The organism is Sulfuriflexus sp. (assembly GCF_032250955.1).
In the GTDB taxonomy this organism is placed as follows: domain Bacteria; phylum Pseudomonadota; class Gammaproteobacteria; order AKS1; family AKS1; genus Sulfuriflexus.
Window position 1 is genome coordinate 28137 of record NZ_JAVVES010000016.1, and the last position, 19660, is coordinate 47796.

A 19660-nucleotide genomic window follows, 5' to 3' on the forward strand; every position below is an offset into this window, starting at 1 on the left:
GCGGTAACACGTGCCAGATCAACCTATCGTCGGCATCACCCTGCTGCCCTACAACGTTGACCCCTTACAGCACCTCTGCGCGCGTCTCTGCTCACAGTACAAGGCGCATTGGCCGGACCTGAGCCGGGTAATGATCCTCATGCCCGAGGGTGATGCCCGCCACCGGCTTAACCGCTTGCTGATCGCAAACTCCCCCACCGGCGCAGTGTTGGGCCCCCGGCAGATGAGCTTGCACGCATTTGTGCAGCAGCACAGTCCCGGTGATGCCCTGTGTATCAACCTGCACGCACGCGAACTGCTCCTCGTCGAGGCTCTGCGGGAACACAAGCCGCTCTATGGCAAAAGCAACCCGTGGCTGCTGGCGGAAAACCTGCTCCAGCTGTTCGATGAACTGAACCGGCAACAATGTCACCTGCCCGACGATTATGACGCCTTCACCGGCGCACTCGAACAGGCCTATGGCTTTACCCCTGATGCGTGCCGACAACTGGCTCCCCTGCTCAATCACGAGGCAGAACTTGTCTATACCCTGTGGCGGGCCTGGCGTGAACAACTGGCTGCCGAAGGCTTCCTCGACCCGCACGACGATTATGGCCAGCGCCTGGCGAACCTGCACCTGCCTGACGATATCGAGCACTGTTACCTGCTCGGCTATGAGCGGCTTATCCCTGCCGAGGCGGCCTGGTTTGGCCGGGCGGCCAAGTCGGGCAGGGCCAGTCTGTACCTGCAGGGGCAAACGGGTATGGCGGAGACTGATTACCATCCGGATGCGGTTATCAGCTCGCTGCTCGCCGCCTTGCCGGATATCCCCGTCAGCAGCCAGGGGCAGGCCGATGGCTACAGCGAGGCCCTGAATACTGTCTATGCCCAGGGCGGTGAGCCCATTACCATGCGGGCGCAGCATTATGCCGCGCAGGTGAAACAAAGCCCCGTGCAGGGTCGCCTGCAGATCCTTGCGGCCAGCAGCCAGGAGCAACAGGCCCTCGGTATCGAGCTGCAGAGCCGCTTGTGGTTGGCAGAGAATACCGGCCAGATCGGCATTGTCACGCAGGATCGCCGCCTGGCGAGACGACTGCGGGCGCTGTTCGAACGCGCCGGCATCCAGATACAGGATCAGTCTGGCTGGGCACTCTCCACCACCAGCGCCGCCGCCGTGCTGGAACGCTGGCTGGAATGCATCGAACAGGACTTTGATCACCTGCCACTGCTCGACCTGCTGAAGTCCACCCTCCTCATTGATGAAGAGCAGCGTGAAAAACATTTAAAAACCGTTTATCGCTTTGAACAGGATATCGTCCTGCATGAAAATATCGCCAGCGGGCTATGGCGTTACCGCCGTCAGCTCGATGCCCGGCACGCACGCCTGCCGGAGATATGGACCCGGGAGATGAGCCGCTCGTTACACACGCTGTTTGACCAGCTCGAACATGCCGCCTCGCCCCTGCTCGCCCTCATGGGCAAGAAAAATCTGCAGCCGCTGACCTTTATTCATGCCTTGCAAGAGAGCCTGCAACGACTCGGCCTGCTGGAAGCCTTCGCCGAGGACGCCGCCGGCCAACGTATCCTCAGCGAACTTGAGGGAATGGCGCATGCCCTCAGCGGTCGCCAACTGCTCATGCACTGGGGCGAACTCCGTAGCTGGCTGGGGCGGACAATGGAACGTTATAACTTTTGCCCGCAAAGTCGGCAAAGCCGGGTGCAGCTGCTGGACATGAATAGCACGGCGCTTTGTCGCTTTGATGCCCTGATCCTGGCTGCAGCTGACCAGGAACACCTGCCGGGTCGCAATGAACCGTCGGCCTTTTTTAACGATGCGGTAAGACAGGCGCTCGGCCTGGAGCTCAGTCTCGTCAGGCAACGTCAGCAGTTTTATCGCTTCCGCTGCCTGCTCGAGGCCGCGCCACAGATACTCCTGAGCTATCATGGCGAGCAAGACGGCGAAGCGATCGCCCCCAGCCCATGGCTGGCGGCGCTGCAGAATTTTCACCAGCTCGCCTGGAACGATCGGCTGGAGGCCACCTTACTCGAGCGGTATCTTGCCGCCGGTTATAGCGGCTTTAACCATACAGTGCCGCTGCCAGCCAACGCGCCGCTCCCGGCCCAGCCGCGGGTGACCTGTCCCTCCCACCTGCTGCCGGCGTCATTATCGGCGAGTAGCTATCAGCAAATCATCGACTGTCCCTACCAGTTTTTTGCCGCCCGCTGCCTGAAGTTGAAGACCAGTGATGAAATCCGTACGGCACTGGAAAAGAATGACTATGGCCAGCGCATCCACCTCTGCCTGCAGGCCTTCCATAGCCAGGTAGAGGGCTGCCCGCCACCGTTTGCCCAGGCAGTGAATGCGACCAACCGTCAGGCGGCCGTACAACACCTTGATGATATCTCCCGGGCAGTGTTTGCCCGCGACCTGGAAGATAACTTCCAGCACCGCGGCTGGCTACGGCGCTGGCAACAGACCATCCCGCTGTATATCCACTGGCAAATCAGCCGTGAGCATAACTGGCGTTTCAGCGAGGCCGAATACGAAGGCCAGGCACAGCTGGGCAAGCAGTCGCTGCAGGGCCGACTGGATCGCCTCGACCGGGCTGTGGCCGGCGAGCACTATGCCATTATTGATTACAAGACCGGCGCCGTCCCCAAACAGGCCGATGTTGATAGTGGCGAAGCGGTGCAACTGCCCTTCTATGCCTTGTTGCTGGGTGAGGCTATTCAGCGGGTTGAATACCTGGCCATTGATAAAGAGGTCAAGTCCGCGGTCAGCCTGGATGGCGAGTGGCTGGACGAACTGCGCGTGCAGCAAGCGCACCGCCTGACAGAGATTTTCGAGGCCCTGCACAATGGCCACGCCATGCCGGCCTGGGGAGATGAGAAGACCTGTCGCTACTGTGATATGCAGGGCCTGTGTCGGCGGGATGCCTGGCAGCAGGCAGACCAGGAGGTGCCGGCGTGAACACCAGTCTGCAGGCCTGCAACCCGCTGCAGAGCACCAGTGTGCACGCCTCGGCCGGCAGCGGCAAAACCTGGCTGCTGGTGTCGCGCCTGTTGCGGTTGTTACTGAACGGCGCCAAACCGGACGCCGCCCTGGCCATTACCTTTACCCGCAAGGCCGCCGCCGAAATGCAGGAACGGCTGATGTCGCGGCTATATGAACTCGCCTGCATGGATGAGCCCGAACTGGTAAAGGCCCTGACCGCAATCGGTCTCGAGGCCAGCGCCGAACAAGTGGCGAACGCCAGGCAACTCTATGAGACCCTGTTGCATCAGCCGCGCAGCATCAATATCACGACCTTCCATGCCTTTTCGCAGCAGATCCTGCGCCGCTTTGCCTTCGAGGCGGATGTGCCCGCCGGCTTTGAACTCGTTGACAAGACCCGCCTGCTCGCCACCGAGGCGTGGGACGCGCTATTCAGGGAGGCGACGGCCGAACCCGACAGCCCGGCCGCGCAGGCCCTCGATCGCCTGTTCAGTTATTGCGGCGGTATTTTCAATACCCGCCAGGCGCTCGACAGTTTCCTGCAACACCGCAGTGAATGGTGGGCACTCACCGGCAACGGCGAACCGGCAACGGCTGTTCAGGCCCTCGCCGAACAACTGGGTATCGACCCGGAGCAACCACCGGACATCAGCCGCTGGCTGGAGGCGCAGCGCCATGCCATTCATGAATACGCCACCCTGCTCGGCCAGCACAAGACCAGCACCAACCGGGACCGGCAACAGCGCATCTATGCGTTGCTTGAATCCACCGCTGCTGACAGTGACTGGCTGAGCCTGCTGACGAGTGAACTCTTTACTGACAAGGGCACAGCGCGGGCACTTAAATCATCCAAGGCCTTGATTAAAAGCCTCGGCGAGCAAGGAACCGAGCGCCTGCTGGCACTGCATGCGGAACTGACCGGGCTGATATCCGCACTGAATGACCAGCTCGCGCGCCACCTTGCCTTCAACGTCAACCAGGACTGGTATGTGGCCGGCCAGCAATACCTGTGGCACTACCAGAATATAAAACAGCAGCAGCGCCTGCTCGATTTTACGGATCTGGAATGGCAGGCCTGCCAGCTATTAAATGACGCCGAGCACGCACACTGGATCCAGTACAAGATGGATCAGCGTATCGACCACCTGCTCGTGGATGAGTTTCAGGATACCAACCCGACCCAGTGGCGACTCTTGCTGCCGCTCCTGGAAGAACTCGCCGCCGGTGAGACTGACCGGCAGCGTTCGGTGTTCATCGTCGGTGATGCCAAGCAGTCCATTTATGGCTTCCGCCGTGCGGATGCCAGCCTGTTTGCCTACGCGCGTGACTGGATGCAGGAACAGCTCCAGGCCGGCAGCATCCCCCTGTCTACCTCATGGCGCTCGGCCCCGGCGATCATGACGTTTGTGAATAATATCTTTGCCGAGGGCGAACTAAACCAGCGGCTCGCAGACTTCGATCATCACAGCACCCACCACGCAACACTCTGGGGTCGTGTCGAACTGTTACCCTTGCTCAGGCAACCTGACAAGTCTGCAGGCGAAGAGGCCCCGCCTGCGGACTCATTGCGTAATCCTTTGCTCGAACCTCGCGAGATCCCGGTAAACCGTCTTTATGAAGAAGAGGCGCGGATCATAGTAGACAAGATGCGGTCCCTGGTAGAACAACAGACCCCCATCGAGGAAGATGGCAGACAGCGTCCCGCGCACTACGGTGACATCATGCTGTTACTGCGTAACCGCAACCATATCGCAAGCTATGAACAGGCCCTGCAGGCTGCCGGCATCCCCTACCAGGGCAGTGAACCCGGGACCCTGCTGGAAAGTATCGAGATCCAGGACATGCTGGCCCTGCTCGATACCCTGATTGCCCCCTATAACAACCTCTCGCTGGCGCGGGTCTTGCGCTGCCCGCTGTTTGCCTGCAGCGAACAGGACCTGGCCCTGCTCGCCGACAAGGTCCGGCGCCAACCGCAGAGCTGGTTTGACTGTCTGACCGATGGCGATGAACGCTTCTCCGCACACCTGCAATTCGCCCGTGACAGCTTGCTGCGCTGGCACGAACAGGCCAGCCAGGTCCCGGTGCATGACCTGCTGGACAGGATTTACAGCGAGGCGGATGTCCTCAACCGTTTCAAGCAGGCCTTCCCCAGCCACCTGCAAGGCCGGATCGCGGCCAACCTGTTACGCTTCCTGGAGCTGGCACTGGAAATCGACAGTGGTCGTTATCCCAGCCTGTCACAATTTCGCGCCCGCCTGAGCGCCCTGCGCAAACAGGACAGGGACGGTCCCGACCCGGCGCAACCACAGGCCGAGGGACAGCGCCTGCAGATCCTGACCATTCACTCCGCCAAGGGACTCGAGGCCCCCATCGTCTTTATCGCCGACACGGCCACTGTCCCGAATGATCGCTTCAGTTATAACGCCCATATCAACTGGCCAAGCGGCGCCGACCGGCCGTTACACATGCAGTTATTGCTGAACAACCAGTCGCGTGATGAAGCCACCCTGGCCTTGCTGGATTCACAGCGCCAGCGCGATGCCCGTGAAGACGCCAACCTCTTGTATGTGGCCCTCACCCGTGCCCGCCAGTTGCTGTATATCTCCGGCGTGGAACCGGTAAAGAATAAAAACCAGGGCTGGCATAACCAGATCTCACGACAACTGGAAACACTCGGCCTGTTACAAGAGGAAGGCGGTTGCGTGATAGAGTCGAACAGCGCGCCGACGCTTGATGACTCGGTCGCGACTGAAAGTCCTGCAGCGTTCACACCGGCCACCCATCTTGACAAGCAAACGGATTATCCCGTTCTCCATCACCTCATTGCCCCCAGTGAGTCTATCGCCATCAATTACAGCGGCGGCCAGTCGTTCCATGATCGCGAGCATGCCATTCTGCGCGGCAACATCATTCATCGCATTCTTGAACGTTGCAGTCATGCAGCAGACGCGGCAGGCCATCAAGCGGCCGCTATTTATGCTGAGTTCAGCAGCCAGGTTAGCCGGGCCGATTTTGAGAATTGCTGGCAAGAGGCCCACAGGGTGCTGCAAGACCGTAACCATGCAGCGCTTTTTTCCGCGGACTGTTTCCAGCAGGCGTGGAACGAACTGCCTGTTGTTTACCGGCCTGACGATAACCCCGGCGCTATCGTCAACGGCATTATTGACCGCCTCGTGCGTTACGGGGATCGCCTGCTGATTATTGACTACAAGAGCGGCCAGCTTGCCGAGGGTGAAGACCCTGAACAGCTGGCGGAACACTATCGTCCGCAGCTCGCCTATTATGTACAAGGGGTACAGAAGTGCTGGCCAGACCTGAAGGTCGAGGCCGGTATCCTGTTTACGGCCGAGAGCCGGTTTATTCAGCTGTTCTGATTAAACTGACGCTGTATTGATGTCGTATTAACGACTGGCTATCTCGTTCTGGAGAATGTATTGCAGCTTGGCCGCCTGGATATAACCCGGCAGGCGTTTGCCATTGGCCAGGAAAATCGTCGGCGTGCCAGTGACACCCAGGGCATCGGCAATATCCATGTGCTGCTCGACGGGGTTGTCACAGGTGCGACTCTCGATAGGCTGGCCCGCCACGATCCGGTTCATGGCACGACGACGGTCATCGGCACACCAGACCGAAACGGCCTTGTCATAGGAGGCAGACTTTCTGCCTGCCCGCGGGTAAAAGACGTACTTCACCTCGATGCCTCGTGACGTGTATTCGCTGATCCCCTGGTGCATCCGGCGGCAGTAACCGCAATCGATATCGGTAAAGACGATTATGGAGTGCTGGCGTTCCTTGTCGGCCGGATAGATGAGCATATTCTCCGCATCGACCTTCGCCAGTGTCTGCAGGCGCGCCCGGGAACGTTTTTCTTCGGTGATATTGACGTTTGCCGTAAGGTCGATGATGTCGCCCTTGAGTGCATACTTACCGTCCGCTGACAGGTAGATAAAACCGTCACCAAAATCGACTTCGTAAACACCGGGCACGGGCAGACTGGATATCCTGTAACCGGTTTCCCCCGGCATGAGTTCGCTGAGGCTCTGTTTGATCGCGGCATGATCTGCATCATCTGCAGCCACCAGGCCGGGAACGAAAAACAAGCCCAGGCTGGTGAAGAAGGCACTCGCGAAAAATAACTGTTTCATTCTTAATCCCTGAAGTTCGTAAATTGTAATGGCAGGCCGGTCTCGTTTTCGCGCAACAGCGCCATTACGCTCTGCAGTTCGTCACGCTTTTTACCCGTGACACGCACCTGCTCACCCTGAATAACCGCCTGCACCTTGAGCCTGGAGTCCTTGATCAACTTGTTGATCTTCTTCGACTGTTCCTTGTCGACCCCCTGGCGAACCGTAATTGTCTGCCTGGCAGACTTCAGCGCCTCTTCGGTATCACCCTGTTCGAGGCAACCGATATCAATGCCGCGTTTCGAGAGCTTCTCGTATAAAATGCCGCGAACCTGATCAACGCGGAATTTGCTGTCGCTCTCGATGCGCAGATCCAGATCATGCTGCACGATCTTCGAATTAGAGCCCTTGAAATCAAATCGGTTCCCTACTTCACGATTAGCCTGATCCACGGCATTGCTCAGTTCGTGTTTATCGACCTCGGAAACAATATCAAACGATGGCATTTTGACCTCCGGATTAAACGTTTTCAGTGATTATACAGGGAAATTCATCCTATATTAATTCTTGCAACGCAAAGGCGCCAAGACGCAAAGACCGCAAAGGACAAGAATATAACAAAAACTTGTCATTCCAGGTGAAACATAGTGGATACCCGCTATCCAGTGACTTCTATAAGCATGTCTGGATTCTGGCCTGCGCCAGAATGACGGGATATTTATGAATTAGTTCGCCTGCTCTGCAGCCTTTGCGCCTCTGCTTTGGGCTTTTAACCACAATCCCATTTTTATAACTCATGGATTTCGGCTAGCACCATGCCGACATGACGGTGATAGTTATAATTCACCCAGCGGTCTCTGCGTCTTGGCGTCTCTGCGTTGGGCTTTTAACCACAATCTTTTTTATAACTCATGGATTTCGGCTAGCACCATACCGACATAACGGTGATAGTTATAATTCACTCAGCGGCCTCTGCGTCTTGGCGTCTCTGCGTTGGGCTTTTAACATACTCCTGGCCTCAGCCTCGCGGGTGATGCTCGGCATGCAGGCTCTTCAGTCGTTCACGGGCGACATGCGTGTAGATCTGGGTCGTTGAAAGATTACTGTGCCCGAGTAACAACTGCACGACGCGCAGATCCGCGCCGTGATTGATCAGGTGGGTAGCAAAGGCATGGCGCAGGGTGTGCGGCGAGAGGGGCTTATTAATATTGGCCTTCACGGCGTAACGCTTGATTAACTGCCAGAAGGCCTGCCGGGTCATCGGCCCGCCGCGGCGAGTCGGAAATATTGCGTCCAGCGGCCGGCCATTGGTTATGTCGGCGCGGTCGTAACGGATAAACCGTTCCAGCCAGCTCAAGGCCTCTTCACCCAGTGGCACCAGCCGTTCTTTGCCGCCCTTGCCGGTTACCCGCACAACGCCCTGTTGCAGGTTCACCTGCGATAACTCCAGTGTCACCAGTTCGCTCACCCGCAAGCCGGTGGCGTAGAGCAACTCGAGCATGGTGCGATCCCGGGAGCCCAGTGCCTCGCTCGTATCGGCTGCCTCCAGCAGGTTTTCCACATCGTCCTCGGTAAGCAGCTTGGGCAGGGCCCGGGCGATCTTGGGGGCCTCGATACGTGCACTCGGGTCATCCTGCAGACGCCCTTCCCGGATCTGGTACTGGTAGTAGCGCCGCATACTCGATAACAGCCGTGCCGTGGTGCGTGCATGCGCGCCCTTTGAGGCGCGCTCGGCCAGGTAGGTCAGCAAGTCTTCACGGTGTGCCAGTTGCAGATTTCGCCCACCGGATTGCAGTGCCCTTGACAGGCCTTGCAGATCGCTACGGTAGGCGCTCAGGGTATTTTCGCTCAGACCCCGTTCCATCCACAGGGCATCAAGAAAGGCCTCTATTTCAGCCTGATCGGAATCGACCTGCGCATTCATGCTCGAGTAACCAACGCTTTATCTCAACGGGTTTGCCATGGACAGCGCCAGCATAACCACCCATGCCATGTTTTGCCACTATTCGGTGGCACGGCACAACTACCGGCAAGGGGTTGTGGCGGCAGGCCATCGCCACGGCGCGGGCGCCACTGGCAAGCTTGTCTGCCAGTTCGGAATAACTCAGTACCTGCCCGGCAGGAATGGCCAGCAAGGCCTCGCGTACTGATTGCTGATAGGTCGTTGCTGCCTCGGCCAACGGCAAGTCAAAACAAAACCGCTTATCTCGACAGAAAGCCGCAAGCTGTGCGCTGACTTCACGAGCCAGGGGGGATTGCGGGGCAAGTAGTGTGGTCTCATCGGGCAGGAAGTCGATAGCCCGCAATGTCTCGTTACACGTGTGAACAGCCAACGTGCTGAATGGTAATTTGATAATCGCCGCGTAGTTCACCGTGATCAGTCGCGCTTGCTCTCACGCAGCCAGAGTTGCTGCAGGCGTCGTTGCAACACGGCACGCCGGGCCTCATCCTTGCTCACCTTCAGCAGGCGCGAATAAATCCGTCTCGCATCGCTGATCAGTTCCGCCTCGGTCAATGCCTCGGCAGCCTGGTAGAGTGCGGATTGTGCCCACAGGTCAGGCAAGCTCTCGCCGGGAAGATCTGCCGAGCGCAGGTACAGGACGGCGGCCTCTGCATACTGCTCCTGGGCCTTGCGCGAGTCAGCCATCCAGTAAAGGATCTCGCGCCGTAATTGCGGTCCGCCTGTTTGTAACAATAACTTGTCAAACAGGTTGTAGGCAAGCTCATGCTCATTGACGGTTTGTAGATCAAATAACACCTGCATGAAACGGTCCGTCGCGACTTTATCCAGCACGGTCTCGCCGTTTAATACCGCGACAAGCAATTCGCTACCTTTCTCAAGATCGCCTGCCATGATAAACACGCGGGCACGTCGCATCTCCCAAAGCAACCGCGGCACGCCCTGGGGGGCCTGCTGCAGGCCGGCTATCATTCTTGATGCCAGTGTCAGATCAGACTCGACGAGTGCCTGTTCGAGCAGGGTATAACGCACGATAGCCGGTAGCTTGTCTGTTTCGGCATATCGGGGGGCATGCAGATAGAGTCGGCGCAGCACCTCATGTCCACCCTTGCGGTCCTGCAGTGAGTTCACCAGCTTCTCATGCGCCTGTAACCTGGATTCCTTGGTACTGGCGGACTCTGTCAGAAAGCCATAAATCGTACGCTGGCGTAAGGGCTTGTCTTTATATTTCTTTGCCAGTGCAAACCATTTTTTATCATCACCGATCAAGAGTTGCTGACGATTGCCGATTGCCTGTGCATGCTGCCGGTAGGCCTGCCACAAGTCATCCGCCTTCAGCTTGACGAGACCGTCATCAAGTTGTGTCGCGCGCGTGTCAGCAAAAATGGCCTCGAGCGCATCGGCATATTGACCGGTATCATTCTCAACGCGGCTTGCCTCGGCAACCACGGCCCAGAGCCTGATACGCACATCCTTATCCAGTCCGCCGGCATTGATCATGGCCAGCGCCTTGTCCGCCACGTCGCCGGCCGGCAACTTCGCACTGCGCAGACCCGCCAGTAAAGACAGGCTTCGTGCAGGTGCTGATGTGTTCTTCTCCAGGAGATCGAACGCATCCCCGGGCCGCCCGGCCTGCAGCAATACCCTGGCGCGCAGGCTTGTGGCCTCTTTCGCTTCAGCCCGGTTATCCTGGTTATGCCGTAACATCGCGGTATGTGCCGCATTCGCCTGGTTGTCCAGCATGTAACTGCGAATCAGCTGTTCCCGCCACCGGTTCAGGCTTGCCATGCTGACGTTCGTCTCTCGCAGCCAGATCAGTTGCCGCAAAATCTTGCGCGCCGCCTGCCCGTCACCCAGCGCCAACCATGCATCAGCCTGTTGCGTGGCAAACCAGTCTCGCGCCGGCGCCGGCAGCACCTGCTGTTGTGCGTCAATACGCTTGATCAGGGTTTGCCAGGCCTCGCCCCTGGCATATAACTCGATACGCAACCGCTCCCATTGCAGCCAGTCTTCGATACTGAGTTCCGGGCGGGCTTGCTGCTGTTCAATCTTTTCCAGTGCCAGCTGATTGGCACCGAGGTCGGCAATAAAGTGCGCTTCGCCAAAGGGATCGGTCGCGGCAAGGGCCTGCAGCGAGGCAAGAGAGAAGAGGAGTAAAATCAGGCTACGCATAAACAGACACGGCGCCCGCAGGCGCCGTGTAAGAAAGACCGATGAACCTGCAGATTGTGACCAGCACTGGCTGATAGCAGTCTGCATAATTCCTCGCCTAGAGCTTTTCCTTGATGCGGGCAGCCTTGCCGGTCAGTTCGCGCAGGTAATACAGCTTGGCCTGGCGTACGTCACCGCGACGCTTGACTTTGATGCCTTCAATAATCGGGCTGTGCGTCTGGAAGACACGTTCAACACCTTCACCATTTGAAATCTTGCGCACGGTGAATGCCGAATGCAGACCACGGTTACGCTTGGCAATCACAACACCTTCGTAAGCCTGGATACGCTCGCGCTCACCTTCCTTAACCTTGACGTTAACAATAACCGTATCGCCCGGACCAAATGCAGGCATTCCGTCCTTCATCTGCGCTTTTTCGATCTGCTCAATAATCTTGCTCATGATGTACTCCTGATTAACGCTTCAACCGGTTGCCCGATCAATGTTCATTGTGTTCTGTAATAAATTCATCCAGCAATTGTTGCTGTTGTTTACTCAACTCAACCTGTTCCAGCAAGTCAGGCCGTCTTAACCATGTTCTGCCCAGTGACTGCTTCAACCGCCAGCAGGCAATTGCGGCATGGTCACCGCTCAACAGGACTTTCGGCACCGGTCGACCGGCTACCTCTTCCGGCCGCGTATAGTGCGGGTAGTCAAGCAGGCCGTTTACAAACGAATCCTGCTCCGCCGAGGCATCGTCACCCAGCGCGCCGGGCAAGGTCCGGACCACGGCGTCAATGATGACGGCGGCGGCCAGTTCCCCACCACTCAGTACGTAGTCGCCGATAGACCACTCGGCATCGACTTCACTTTCAATCAAGCGCTCGTCAATGCCTTCATAACGACCGGCGATCAGGATCAGTCGATCCGTTTTCGCCAGCTCGGCGACACCAGCCTGGTCCAGTTTGCGTCCCTGTGGCGACAGGTAAATCACCTTTGCCTCGCCGCCACAACTGGCGCGCGCTTCATTCAGCGCAGCGCGCAGTGGTGCCACCTGCATGACCATGCCGGGGCCACCGCCATACGGCCGGTCATCAACCGTCCGATGTTTATCCTCTGCGTGTGTACGTGGATCATGCAAACTCAAGTCAACTATGCCGCTCTTGAGTGCGCGTCCGGTCACACCATACTGCGTCATGTCACGCAGCATATCCGGGAACAGTGTCACAACGGCAATGTGTTGTAATGACACCTGCCTGTCCCTAAAAATCCGGGTCCCAGTCGACGCGTATACGCCTGGCGGCAATATCGACCTCGACCACTACATTACCCTGAACAAACGGGATTAGACGTTCCCGCTCACCGACGACGACAATGACATCGTTCGCGCCGGTCTCCATCATGCGTTCAATGTGACCAAGGTTGACGCCGTCGACGGTTTCCACCTGGCAGCCAATCAGGTCTGACCAGTAATACTCGTCTGCAGCAAGGCTCGCCCGTTGTTCCGGCTTGATGGCCACTTCCGTTCCCATCAAGGCGGCGGCGGCATCGCGATCATCACAGCCCTGCAGGTGGACAATAATGCCCTTGCCCTGCTGGCGCCCCTCTATCACTTCCGCTGTCTGCCACGTATTCCCCTTGCGGAGATACCATGGCGAATACATCAGTATGTTGTCGCGCGGCTCGGTATGGGAAAACACCTTGCACCAGCCACGTACACCATAGACTCCGGAAATCTTGCCGACCACGATCATCTGTTGCGCTGACTCGCTCACGACCATGACTCCGAAACCCTTGTTGCCACCGCAGCGGCAGCAACACAAAAACTGCTCAGGCTGCGGCAGCCTGGCTCTTGATCAGTTTGGCGACGCGCTCAGATGTCTTCGCGCCCAGCTTGACCCAGTGATCAACACGGGCGGTATCGATGCGCAGGCTTTCTTCATTTTCGCTGCGGGTAACCGGGTTGTAAAAACCGAGGCGTTCAATGTAACGGCCATCACGACGGTTACGACTGTCGGTGACAACAATGTGATAAAACGGACGCTTCTTGGCGCCGCCGCGTGACAAACGTATTGTGACCATGTGCGGGGTAAACCTCTCGCTGCAAACTTGCTGAAATTAAATAACCGGGAGCGAATGTGATCGCCCCCGAAAAATCGCTGCATTTTACGCTAATTAGAGTAAAAAGAAAGACCTGTGGCAGAATTTCCGCCCAGGGGGCATTCAGCGGCACCTAAAATGGCATTTTACCCATGCCGGGCATGCCGCGCATGAGCTTTTTCATGCCGCCGCCCTTGCCCATCTTCTTCATCATCTTCTGCATCTGTTTGAATTGTTTAAGTAATTTGTTCACGTCCTGCACCTGGGTGCCGGAACCCGAGGCGATGCGTCTTTTCCGCGAGCCCTTGATAATGTCCGGCCGCTGGCGTTCGCCCGGGGTCATCGAGTCGATAATCGCCCCCAGGCGCAGCATATCGCGATCATTGACCTGGTCGGCGACGCCCGCCGGCAGGTCACCCATGCCCGGCAGCTTGTCCATGAGACTGCTCAGGCCGCCCATACTCTGCATCTGACGCAGTTGTTCGCGGAAATCGGCGAGGTCAAAGCCCTTGCCCTTTTTGAGCTTGGTGGCAAGCCGCTCGGCCTCCTTATGATCTACCTTGTGCTGTGCCTCCTCGATAAGGCTGAGCATGTCACCCATGCCGAGGATGCGCGAGGCGATGCGTTCCGGATGAAAGGCCTCCAGCGCCGTGGTTTTCTCACCGACACCAAGGAATTTGATGGGCTTGCCCGTGATCTCGCGCACCGACAGCGCGGCACCACCGCGGGCATCACCATCGGCCTTGGTCAGGATTACGCCGGTCAGTGGCAGGGCCTCGTTAAAGGCCTGGGCCGTCGCCGCGGCATCCTGGCCGGTCATGCTGTCGACCACGAACAGGGTCTCAACCGGGTTGACGGCGGCATGCAAGCGCTTGATCTCGCCCATCATGTCCGCGTCGATATGGAGTCGGCCCGCGGTATCGATGATCACGACGTCAAAGAAATGCTTCTTTGCATACTCGATGGCACTTTTGCCGATATCGACCGGGTCCTGCTCCGTCGAACTGGGGAAAAACCCGGCCCCGATTTCACCCGCCAGGGTCTCGAGCTGTTTGATGGCCGCCGGGCGATAGACGTCGGCACTGGCGACCAGGACCTTTTTCTTTTCGCGCTCGGCCAGGAAGCGGGCCAACTTGCCGACGCTGGTCGTTTTACCCGCACCCTGCAGGCCGGCCATGAGGATCACGGCGGGCGGCGTGACGTGCAGATTCAGGCCCTCGTTGGCCTCGCCCATGACCTTGATGAGTTCTTCGTGAACAATCTTGATCAGGGCCTGGCCGGGGCTCAGGCTTTGCAGGACTTCCTGGCCCACCGCGCGCTCGCGGACCTTGTCGATAAAGGCCTTGACCACCGGCAGGGCCACGTCGGCCTCGAGCAGGGCCATGCGTACATCACGCAGGGCGTCTTTAATATTGTCTTCGCTGAGCCGACCCTGTCCACGCAGGTTTTTCAGGGTCTTGCCGAGGCGTTCTGTAAGGGAATCAAACATGGGGAAAGGTTAACTTTACTCTCGACGGCCAGGCCGTCATTTGCTGAAGACCGTTACCGGTCACGGAGCGGTATTATAGCGTAAATAGTTCGCCGCCGGACAGGGCCCGCAGCTTTCGATCCGGCATCTGTTCACGGCATTCCTGCAATATCCTGTCTTCCTCGCCCGGTTTGCGGTGGGTAATGTAGATATCCGGAAAATGACGCAATTTTTGCATATCCTCTGCCAGCAGGCTGGGGCAGTAGTGCTTGGCCAACTGGCTCAGCTTCAGGTTATGGTCGGCAAAGGCCGCCTCGACAATGAGCATATCCAGCGTCGGGTGGGCATTCAGTGCTGCCCAGAAGGTGTCATTGGTGGTGGTATCACCACTGAAGGCGAAGCTGCCGCCGGCATCCGACACCCGGTAACCGACCGCCGGCACGATATGGTTGACCGCGATCATCTCGAAGGTCCGGCCCTTGTTTTCCCAGGTGTCGCCCGGCTGCATGCTGCGATACCTGAGGACCGGTGCCTCCGGGCGGGGTAACTCGGCAAAGTCAGGCCAGACCACCCAGTTGAAGATATAGTCCTGCAGGGCCTGCAAGGTGTTTTCCTGACCGTGGATAATGACCGGCTCTTCGACCAGGTCGAAAATCGTGTCGATGAGCAGCGGGATAAAACAGACGTGATCGAGGTGTGAATGCGTGACGAAGATGTGCCGAATAAGGCCCATTTCTTCCAACGTCAGGTCACCAAGGCCCGTCCCCGCATCAATGAGGATATCGTCATCAATAAGTAAAGAGGTGCTGCGCAAGCCTGCGCTAATCCCTCCACTGCAACCAAGAATCCGAACTTTCATACTGGCCTGATCTACCTGTGGAAATTCTTGTTATTTTATAGCATAGCCAGCTTGCCGTATCCGGTCCCGGAATTCCGTGTCTATATCACAAAAAACCGCAATTTACCGACAGGCCCTGATTGTTCTTCATCCCGAAAGTCCGACTGTATAAAGCTTACAGCCCTTCTACCAACGCGATGAATATGCCATTATGTTATTAATTCGAGCCTAACAGAGTTAGGGATAAACGGCTACTATCTGCAATCAACGATATGAAAATGCTTACAATTACCAGTTTAGCTGTTTTTCTTTACCTGGCGGCCACCCTGCTTCTGGGCCGACGCCTGGTGAGTGGCGCGGCAGCCGGACAGCTAAATCGCCTGGCCCTGATCTCGCTGGGCCTGGGCGCGGTGATCCTGCATGCCGGCCTGATTTACAACAGCATCTTCACCCCGGCCGGAATCAACCTTGGCTTCTATAGTGCCGCATCACTGGTCATGGGCATGGTTGCCCTGCTCATGTTACTGGCCGCACTCAACCAGCCGATAGAAAACCTCGGCATCGTGGTCTTGCCGCTGGCCGCCATCGCCCTGCTGCTGGAGCGATTCTTTTCCTCACCGCATATTCTGGCCACCGATGGTGCCGCCAATATCGAGATCCATATCATTCTCTCGCTGCTTGCCTACAGCCTGTTGAGCATTGCCGCACTCCAGGCCGTGCTGCTCGCCGTGCAGGACTATCAGTTGCGGCATAAACACCCGGGCGGCTTTATGCGCGCCCTGCCACCGATGCAGGTGATGGAATCCATCCTGTTCCAGCTCATTGCAGTTGGCTTTTTCCTGCTCAGCCTGGCGCTGCTCAGTGGCATTATTTATCTTGAAGATATCTTTGCCCAGCACCTGGTGCACAAGACCGGCCTCTCTATCCTTGCCTGGCTGGTCTTTGCCATATTGTTATTCGGCCGCTGGCGCGCCGGCTGGCGTGGCCGCACGGCCATCCGCTGGACCCTGGCGGGTTTTATCGCCCTGCTGCTGGCCTACTTTGGCAGCAAGCTGGTGCTGGAATTAATTCTGGGTTAAACCCATGCCAGATCCTTTATTTACCTGCCGCCCTTCCGGCGCTACACGAGGCTGACTGTTCTTGAGTGAATTACCCCTTGGCCTGCTGCTTATGGTGCTGGTCGCCCTGATTCTTATCTCGGGTTTCTTCTCCGGTTCTGAAACCGGCTTGATGGCCCTGAACAAGTATCGCCTGCGCCACCTTGTGCGCGACAAGCATCCCGGTGCCTTGCGCGCCCATCGCCTGCTCGAACACCCGGACCGGCTAATCAGCCTGATCCTGCTTGGCAACAATGCCGTCAACATCATGATCACCCTGCTGGCAGCGATTATTATGCTGCGTATATTCGGCGAACTGAGCATCATTACCTCGACCATCATCCTGACCTTTATCATGGTGCTGTTTGCCGAGGTGACCCCGAAGACCCTGGCCGCCCTGCACCCTGAGCGCTTTGCCTTCCCGGCCACCTGGATCCTCAGCCCGTTGATGCGTATCGGCTACCCGGTGGTCTGGTTCTTTAACAAGTTAACCCATGGCATCTTCAAGCTCCTGCGCATCGATGTCTCGCAACGGGACTCCATGCACCTGAGCCCCGAGGAGTTACGCACCGTGGTTATCGAGGCCGGCAGCATGATCCCGCTTTCCCACCAGGAGATGCTGCTGAGTATCCTTGACCTCGAACAGGTTACAGTGGATGACATCATGGTGCCGCGGGGAGAAATCGTCGGGATCGATATCGAAGACGAGTGGCAATCCATCCTTGACCAGCTCTACAGCGCCCAGCATACGCGTATCCCTGTCTATCGCGGCGATATCAATCATGTCATCGGCATCGTGCATCTGCGCCGCACCATCAAACTGCTGACCGAGGAAAACTTCAGCCGCGAGACCCTGCTGGAAATCGTGCCCGAAGCCTACTTCGTCCCGGAGAGCACCCCGCTGCACACGCAACTGCTTAACTTTCAGCGCGCCAAACGGCGTATTGCACTTGTTGTTGATGAATATGGTGACGTGCAGGGCCTGGTCACGCTGGAGGACATTCTTGAGGAGATTGTCGGCGAATTCACCACCGATCCCGCCGCCAGCATCAAGGAAGTCCACCCGCAGGAAGATGGCACCTGGCTGGTAGATGGCACCGCCAATATCCGCGAGCTGAACAAACTCCTTGGCTGGCACCTGCCTCTCGATGGACCGAAGACCCTGAATGGCCTGATTCTCGAACACCTCGAGACGATACCCGAGACCGGCACGAGCCTGAAGATTGCGGGTTACACCATCGATATCATGCAGGTAAGCGAGAATGGCGTGAAAACAGTGAAGTTTTACCCCCTTGCCGATGACCAGCAGGCGACAGAACAGACAGATGGCTGATACTATGTGACCGACGACACATTGAGCCGGCGAACGAATACGCTATAATTAGCAGCGATACAGACAGTTACAGGGAAAACCTCAGTGCCAACACTAACACTGGCTTTCAAGGGTAATACGCTGCAAGTCATCCCACTGCATGATGGCCTGATGAGCATAGGCCGTGAACCGTCCTGTGATATCCATATCGACAGCCTCGCAATCGGACCACAGCATGCGCGCGTATTACTGCGCGACGGTACCTGCACCCTGCAGAGCCATACCGGCGAAGAGACCTTCGTCAACAACCAGCTGGTCAGCGAACACACACTTCAGGATGGCGACCTGATCCGTGTCGGCAAGCACACCCTGCGCTATACCGGCGCCGGTGAACCTCTGCCGGAAATCAACACCACGGTAATCGCCAATGCCCCTGAACCTGAACTCGCACCGGCACCCGCCGCGGCCAGCCATAAGCACGACGGCTGGTTACAGGTGCTCAGCGGTACAAACCTGGGCAAGACCATCAAACTCCGCAGCGGCATGACCGACCTGGGCAAGGTCGGGCTGCCGCCGGCACTTGTTTCCCTGCGCCGTGACGGCTATTACATTGCCAATCTCGGTGAAGATGATAACCTTCGTGTAGGTAATGAAAGCATCGGCGAAAAGACCTGGCCACTCAAGGATGGAGACCTGATTCAGATTGATAAACTCAAGCTGCAATTTCATTTAGAACAGTAATCCGTACCTGCAGAGGTAACCGCCATGAGTGACACGCAAACCACCACCGAACACCGTCAGCATCAACGCATCCTCTTTGAAACACCCGTGCATATAATTATCGGCGGTGAAAAGATCAAAAGCACGGCCATTGATCTTTCCCTCAAGGGTGCGCTTATAAAGCGCCCCGACGACTGGACCGCCAAGGTCGGCGATAGCGGCCTGCTACAAGTAGAACTGAATAACGGCGAAACCGTTATTCAGATGGACGTAAGCGTCGCCCACTGCGAAGGTTTCAAAGTCGGTCTTCACTGCGACCACATCGATATCGACAGCATTACGCATTTGCGTCGGCTGGTAGAGCTGAACCTGGGCGATGAGGAATTACTCAATCGTGAGTTGTCGCACCTTAATGATTGATGATCTATGAATGATGATTGATGAATTAATGAGAAATAAAAAGGCCAGCTAACGCTTAATGCCGATCAGTTAAGCAAAAAGTTACTTGACTATCAGCAAGATGAGATCAAAATCCGGTGATCATTTTTGGTCACCGGATTTTTTTATGTTTCTCAGCCAGGCTCTCGATCGTATCCACACCTTTTCTCCTGAACAGTTCAACGCCCTTTCCGAGGTACTCTCTCCGGCACTCATAAGCGAGTGTTTGCAAAACAGCGGCACCGTCACGATCCGAAAACGTCGTCTGCCGTTGGAGATGATGGTCTGGAGTGTCGTGGGCATGGCGCTGTTTCGGCATGTGCCGATGGCCCAACTGGTTAATCAGCTGGATATTCTGCTGCCGGGCAAGCGGCCCTTTGTCGCGCCCAGCGCCGTCGTGCAAGCCCGACAGCGGTTAGGGGAAGCGCCGGTACGTGAGGTATTTGAACAGACCCAGTCGCTGTGGCATGGTGCCAC

Annotated in this window: 18 protein-coding genes; 7 read left to right on the forward strand and 11 right to left on the reverse strand. The window is 57.3% G+C overall.

Annotation, left to right across the window (positions count from 1 at the left end; all coding sequences use genetic code 11):
- The first annotated feature begins 10 nt into the window (after positions 1-10).
- A complete protein-coding gene (locus RQ738_RS04530; protein WP_314162397.1) occupies positions 11-2950 on the forward strand; it encodes a PD-(D/E)XK nuclease family protein in 2940 nt (979 codons plus the stop codon).
- Positions 2947-6348, forward strand: coding sequence for a UvrD-helicase domain-containing protein (locus RQ738_RS04535; protein ID WP_314162398.1), 3402 nt, complete (start codon positions 2947-2949; stop codon positions 6346-6348). The genes RQ738_RS04530 and RQ738_RS04535 overlap by 4 nt, the downstream gene beginning before the upstream one ends.
- A gap of 27 nt (positions 6349-6375) precedes the next feature.
- Here RQ738_RS04535 and RQ738_RS04540 read toward each other — a convergent pair whose 3' ends face one another.
- The 11 genes from RQ738_RS04540 to RQ738_RS04590 all read right to left on the reverse strand — a co-directional run bounded on the left by RQ738_RS04540 (position 6376) and on the right by RQ738_RS04590 (position 15637).
- Positions 6376-7119 carry a DsbC family protein gene (locus RQ738_RS04540; RefSeq protein ID WP_314162399.1) on the reverse strand — a complete coding sequence of 248 codons (744 nt, stop codon included), beginning with the start codon at positions 7117-7119 and terminating at the stop codon, positions 6376-6378.
- Between the two features lie 2 nt (positions 7120-7121).
- Complete coding sequence (locus tag RQ738_RS04545; RefSeq protein ID WP_314162400.1) at positions 7122-7604, reverse strand: YajQ family cyclic di-GMP-binding protein; 483 nt, start codon at positions 7602-7604, stop codon at positions 7122-7124.
- A 512-nt stretch (positions 7605-8116) separates the two neighbouring features.
- Positions 8117-9022 (reverse strand): site-specific tyrosine recombinase XerD, encoded by a 906-nt coding sequence (gene xerD, locus RQ738_RS04550; RefSeq protein ID WP_314162402.1) that lies wholly within the window; start codon positions 9020-9022, stop codon positions 8117-8119.
- Positions 8991-9470: a methylated-DNA--[protein]-cysteine S-methyltransferase gene (locus RQ738_RS04555; RefSeq protein ID WP_314162405.1), complete on the reverse strand. Its 480-nt coding sequence runs from the start codon at positions 9468-9470 to the stop codon at positions 8991-8993. The genes xerD and RQ738_RS04555 overlap by 32 nt, the downstream gene beginning before the upstream one ends.
- A gap of 5 nt (positions 9471-9475) precedes the next feature.
- Positions 9476-11230 carry a hypothetical protein gene (locus RQ738_RS04560; RefSeq protein ID WP_314162406.1) on the reverse strand — a complete coding sequence of 585 codons (1755 nt, stop codon included), beginning with the start codon at positions 11228-11230 and terminating at the stop codon, positions 9476-9478.
- Between the two features lie 97 nt (positions 11231-11327).
- Complete coding sequence (gene rplS / locus RQ738_RS04565) at positions 11328-11672, reverse strand: 50S ribosomal protein L19 (RefSeq protein WP_314162407.1); 345 nt, start codon at positions 11670-11672, stop codon at positions 11328-11330.
- Positions 11673-11709: 37 nt separating this feature from the next.
- Positions 11710-12462, reverse strand: a complete 753-nt coding sequence (trmD, locus tag RQ738_RS04570) for a tRNA (guanosine(37)-N1)-methyltransferase TrmD (protein WP_314162408.1) — start codon at positions 12460-12462, stop codon at positions 11710-11712.
- A gap of 10 nt (positions 12463-12472) precedes the next feature.
- Positions 12473-12991, reverse strand: a complete 519-nt coding sequence (gene rimM / locus RQ738_RS04575; protein ID WP_314162410.1) for a ribosome maturation factor RimM — start codon at positions 12989-12991, stop codon at positions 12473-12475.
- 49 nt (positions 12992-13040) lie between these two features.
- Positions 13041-13292: a 30S ribosomal protein S16 gene (gene rpsP / locus RQ738_RS04580; RefSeq protein WP_314162412.1), complete on the reverse strand. Its 252-nt coding sequence runs from the start codon at positions 13290-13292 to the stop codon at positions 13041-13043.
- A 151-nt stretch (positions 13293-13443) separates the two neighbouring features.
- Positions 13444-14799, reverse strand: a complete 1356-nt coding sequence (ffh, locus tag RQ738_RS04585; protein WP_314162413.1) for a signal recognition particle protein — start codon at positions 14797-14799, stop codon at positions 13444-13446.
- Between the two features lie 73 nt (positions 14800-14872).
- Entirely contained in the window at positions 14873-15637 is a 765-nt protein-coding gene (locus RQ738_RS04590) for a 3',5'-cyclic-nucleotide phosphodiesterase (protein ID WP_314162414.1), read from the reverse strand.
- 257 nt (positions 15638-15894) lie between these two features.
- On the opposite strand from RQ738_RS04590, the gene RQ738_RS04595 reads away from it, so the two are divergent.
- The 5 genes from RQ738_RS04595 to RQ738_RS04615 form a co-directional block, all read left to right on the forward strand.
- Positions 15895-16695, forward strand: coding sequence for an inner membrane protein YpjD (locus RQ738_RS04595; protein ID WP_314162415.1), 801 nt, complete (start codon positions 15895-15897; stop codon positions 16693-16695).
- Positions 16696-16756: 61 nt separating this feature from the next.
- The gene (locus RQ738_RS04600) at positions 16757-18046 is read left to right on the forward strand and encodes an HlyC/CorC family transporter (RefSeq protein WP_314162416.1); all 1290 of its coding nucleotides are present in this window, start codon (positions 16757-16759) and stop codon (positions 18044-18046) included.
- Positions 18047-18130: 84 nt separating this feature from the next.
- Positions 18131-18766 (forward strand): FHA domain-containing protein, encoded by a 636-nt coding sequence (locus tag RQ738_RS04605; RefSeq protein ID WP_314162417.1) that lies wholly within the window; start codon positions 18131-18133, stop codon positions 18764-18766.
- Positions 18767-18790: 24 nt separating this feature from the next.
- A complete protein-coding gene (locus RQ738_RS04610; protein WP_314162419.1) occupies positions 18791-19165 on the forward strand; it encodes a PilZ domain-containing protein in 375 nt (124 codons plus the stop codon).
- Positions 19166-19310: 145 nt separating this feature from the next.
- A partial coding sequence (locus RQ738_RS04615; protein WP_314162420.1) for a transposase domain-containing protein occupies positions 19311-19660 on the forward strand: 350 nt, incomplete at its 3' end.

What these genes read in the sequence shown, in the direction of transcription:
- RQ738_RS04590 (WP_314162414.1), bottom strand. Translation starts at nt 15,637, where the DNA reads ATGAAAGTTCGGATTCTTGGTTGCAGTGGAGGGATTAGCGCAGGCTTG.
- RQ738_RS04595 (WP_314162415.1), top strand. Translation starts at nt 15,895, where the DNA reads ATGCTTACAATTACCAGTTTAGCTGTTTTTCTTTACCTGGCGGCCACC.
- xerD (WP_314162402.1), bottom strand. Translation starts at nt 9,022, where the DNA reads ATGAATGCGCAGGTCGATTCCGATCAGGCTGAAATAGAGGCCTTTCTT.
- RQ738_RS04540 (WP_314162399.1), bottom strand. Translation starts at nt 7,119, where the DNA reads ATGAAACAGTTATTTTTCGCGAGTGCCTTCTTCACCAGCCTGGGCTTG.
- RQ738_RS04610 (WP_314162419.1), top strand. Translation starts at nt 18,791, where the DNA reads ATGAGTGACACGCAAACCACCACCGAACACCGTCAGCATCAACGCATC.
- RQ738_RS04545 (WP_314162400.1), bottom strand. Translation starts at nt 7,604, where the DNA reads ATGCCATCGTTTGATATTGTTTCCGAGGTCGATAAACACGAACTGAGC.
- rplS (WP_314162407.1), bottom strand. Translation starts at nt 11,672, where the DNA reads ATGAGCAAGATTATTGAGCAGATCGAAAAAGCGCAGATGAAGGACGGA.
- ffh (WP_314162413.1), bottom strand. Translation starts at nt 14,799, where the DNA reads ATGTTTGATTCCCTTACAGAACGCCTCGGCAAGACCCTGAAAAACCTG.
- rimM (WP_314162410.1), bottom strand. Translation starts at nt 12,991, where the DNA reads ATGGTCGTGAGCGAGTCAGCGCAACAGATGATCGTGGTCGGCAAGATT.
- rpsP (WP_314162412.1), bottom strand. Translation starts at nt 13,292, where the DNA reads ATGGTCACAATACGTTTGTCACGCGGCGGCGCCAAGAAGCGTCCGTTT.
- RQ738_RS04560 (WP_314162406.1), bottom strand. Translation starts at nt 11,230, where the DNA reads ATGCGTAGCCTGATTTTACTCCTCTTCTCTCTTGCCTCGCTGCAGGCC.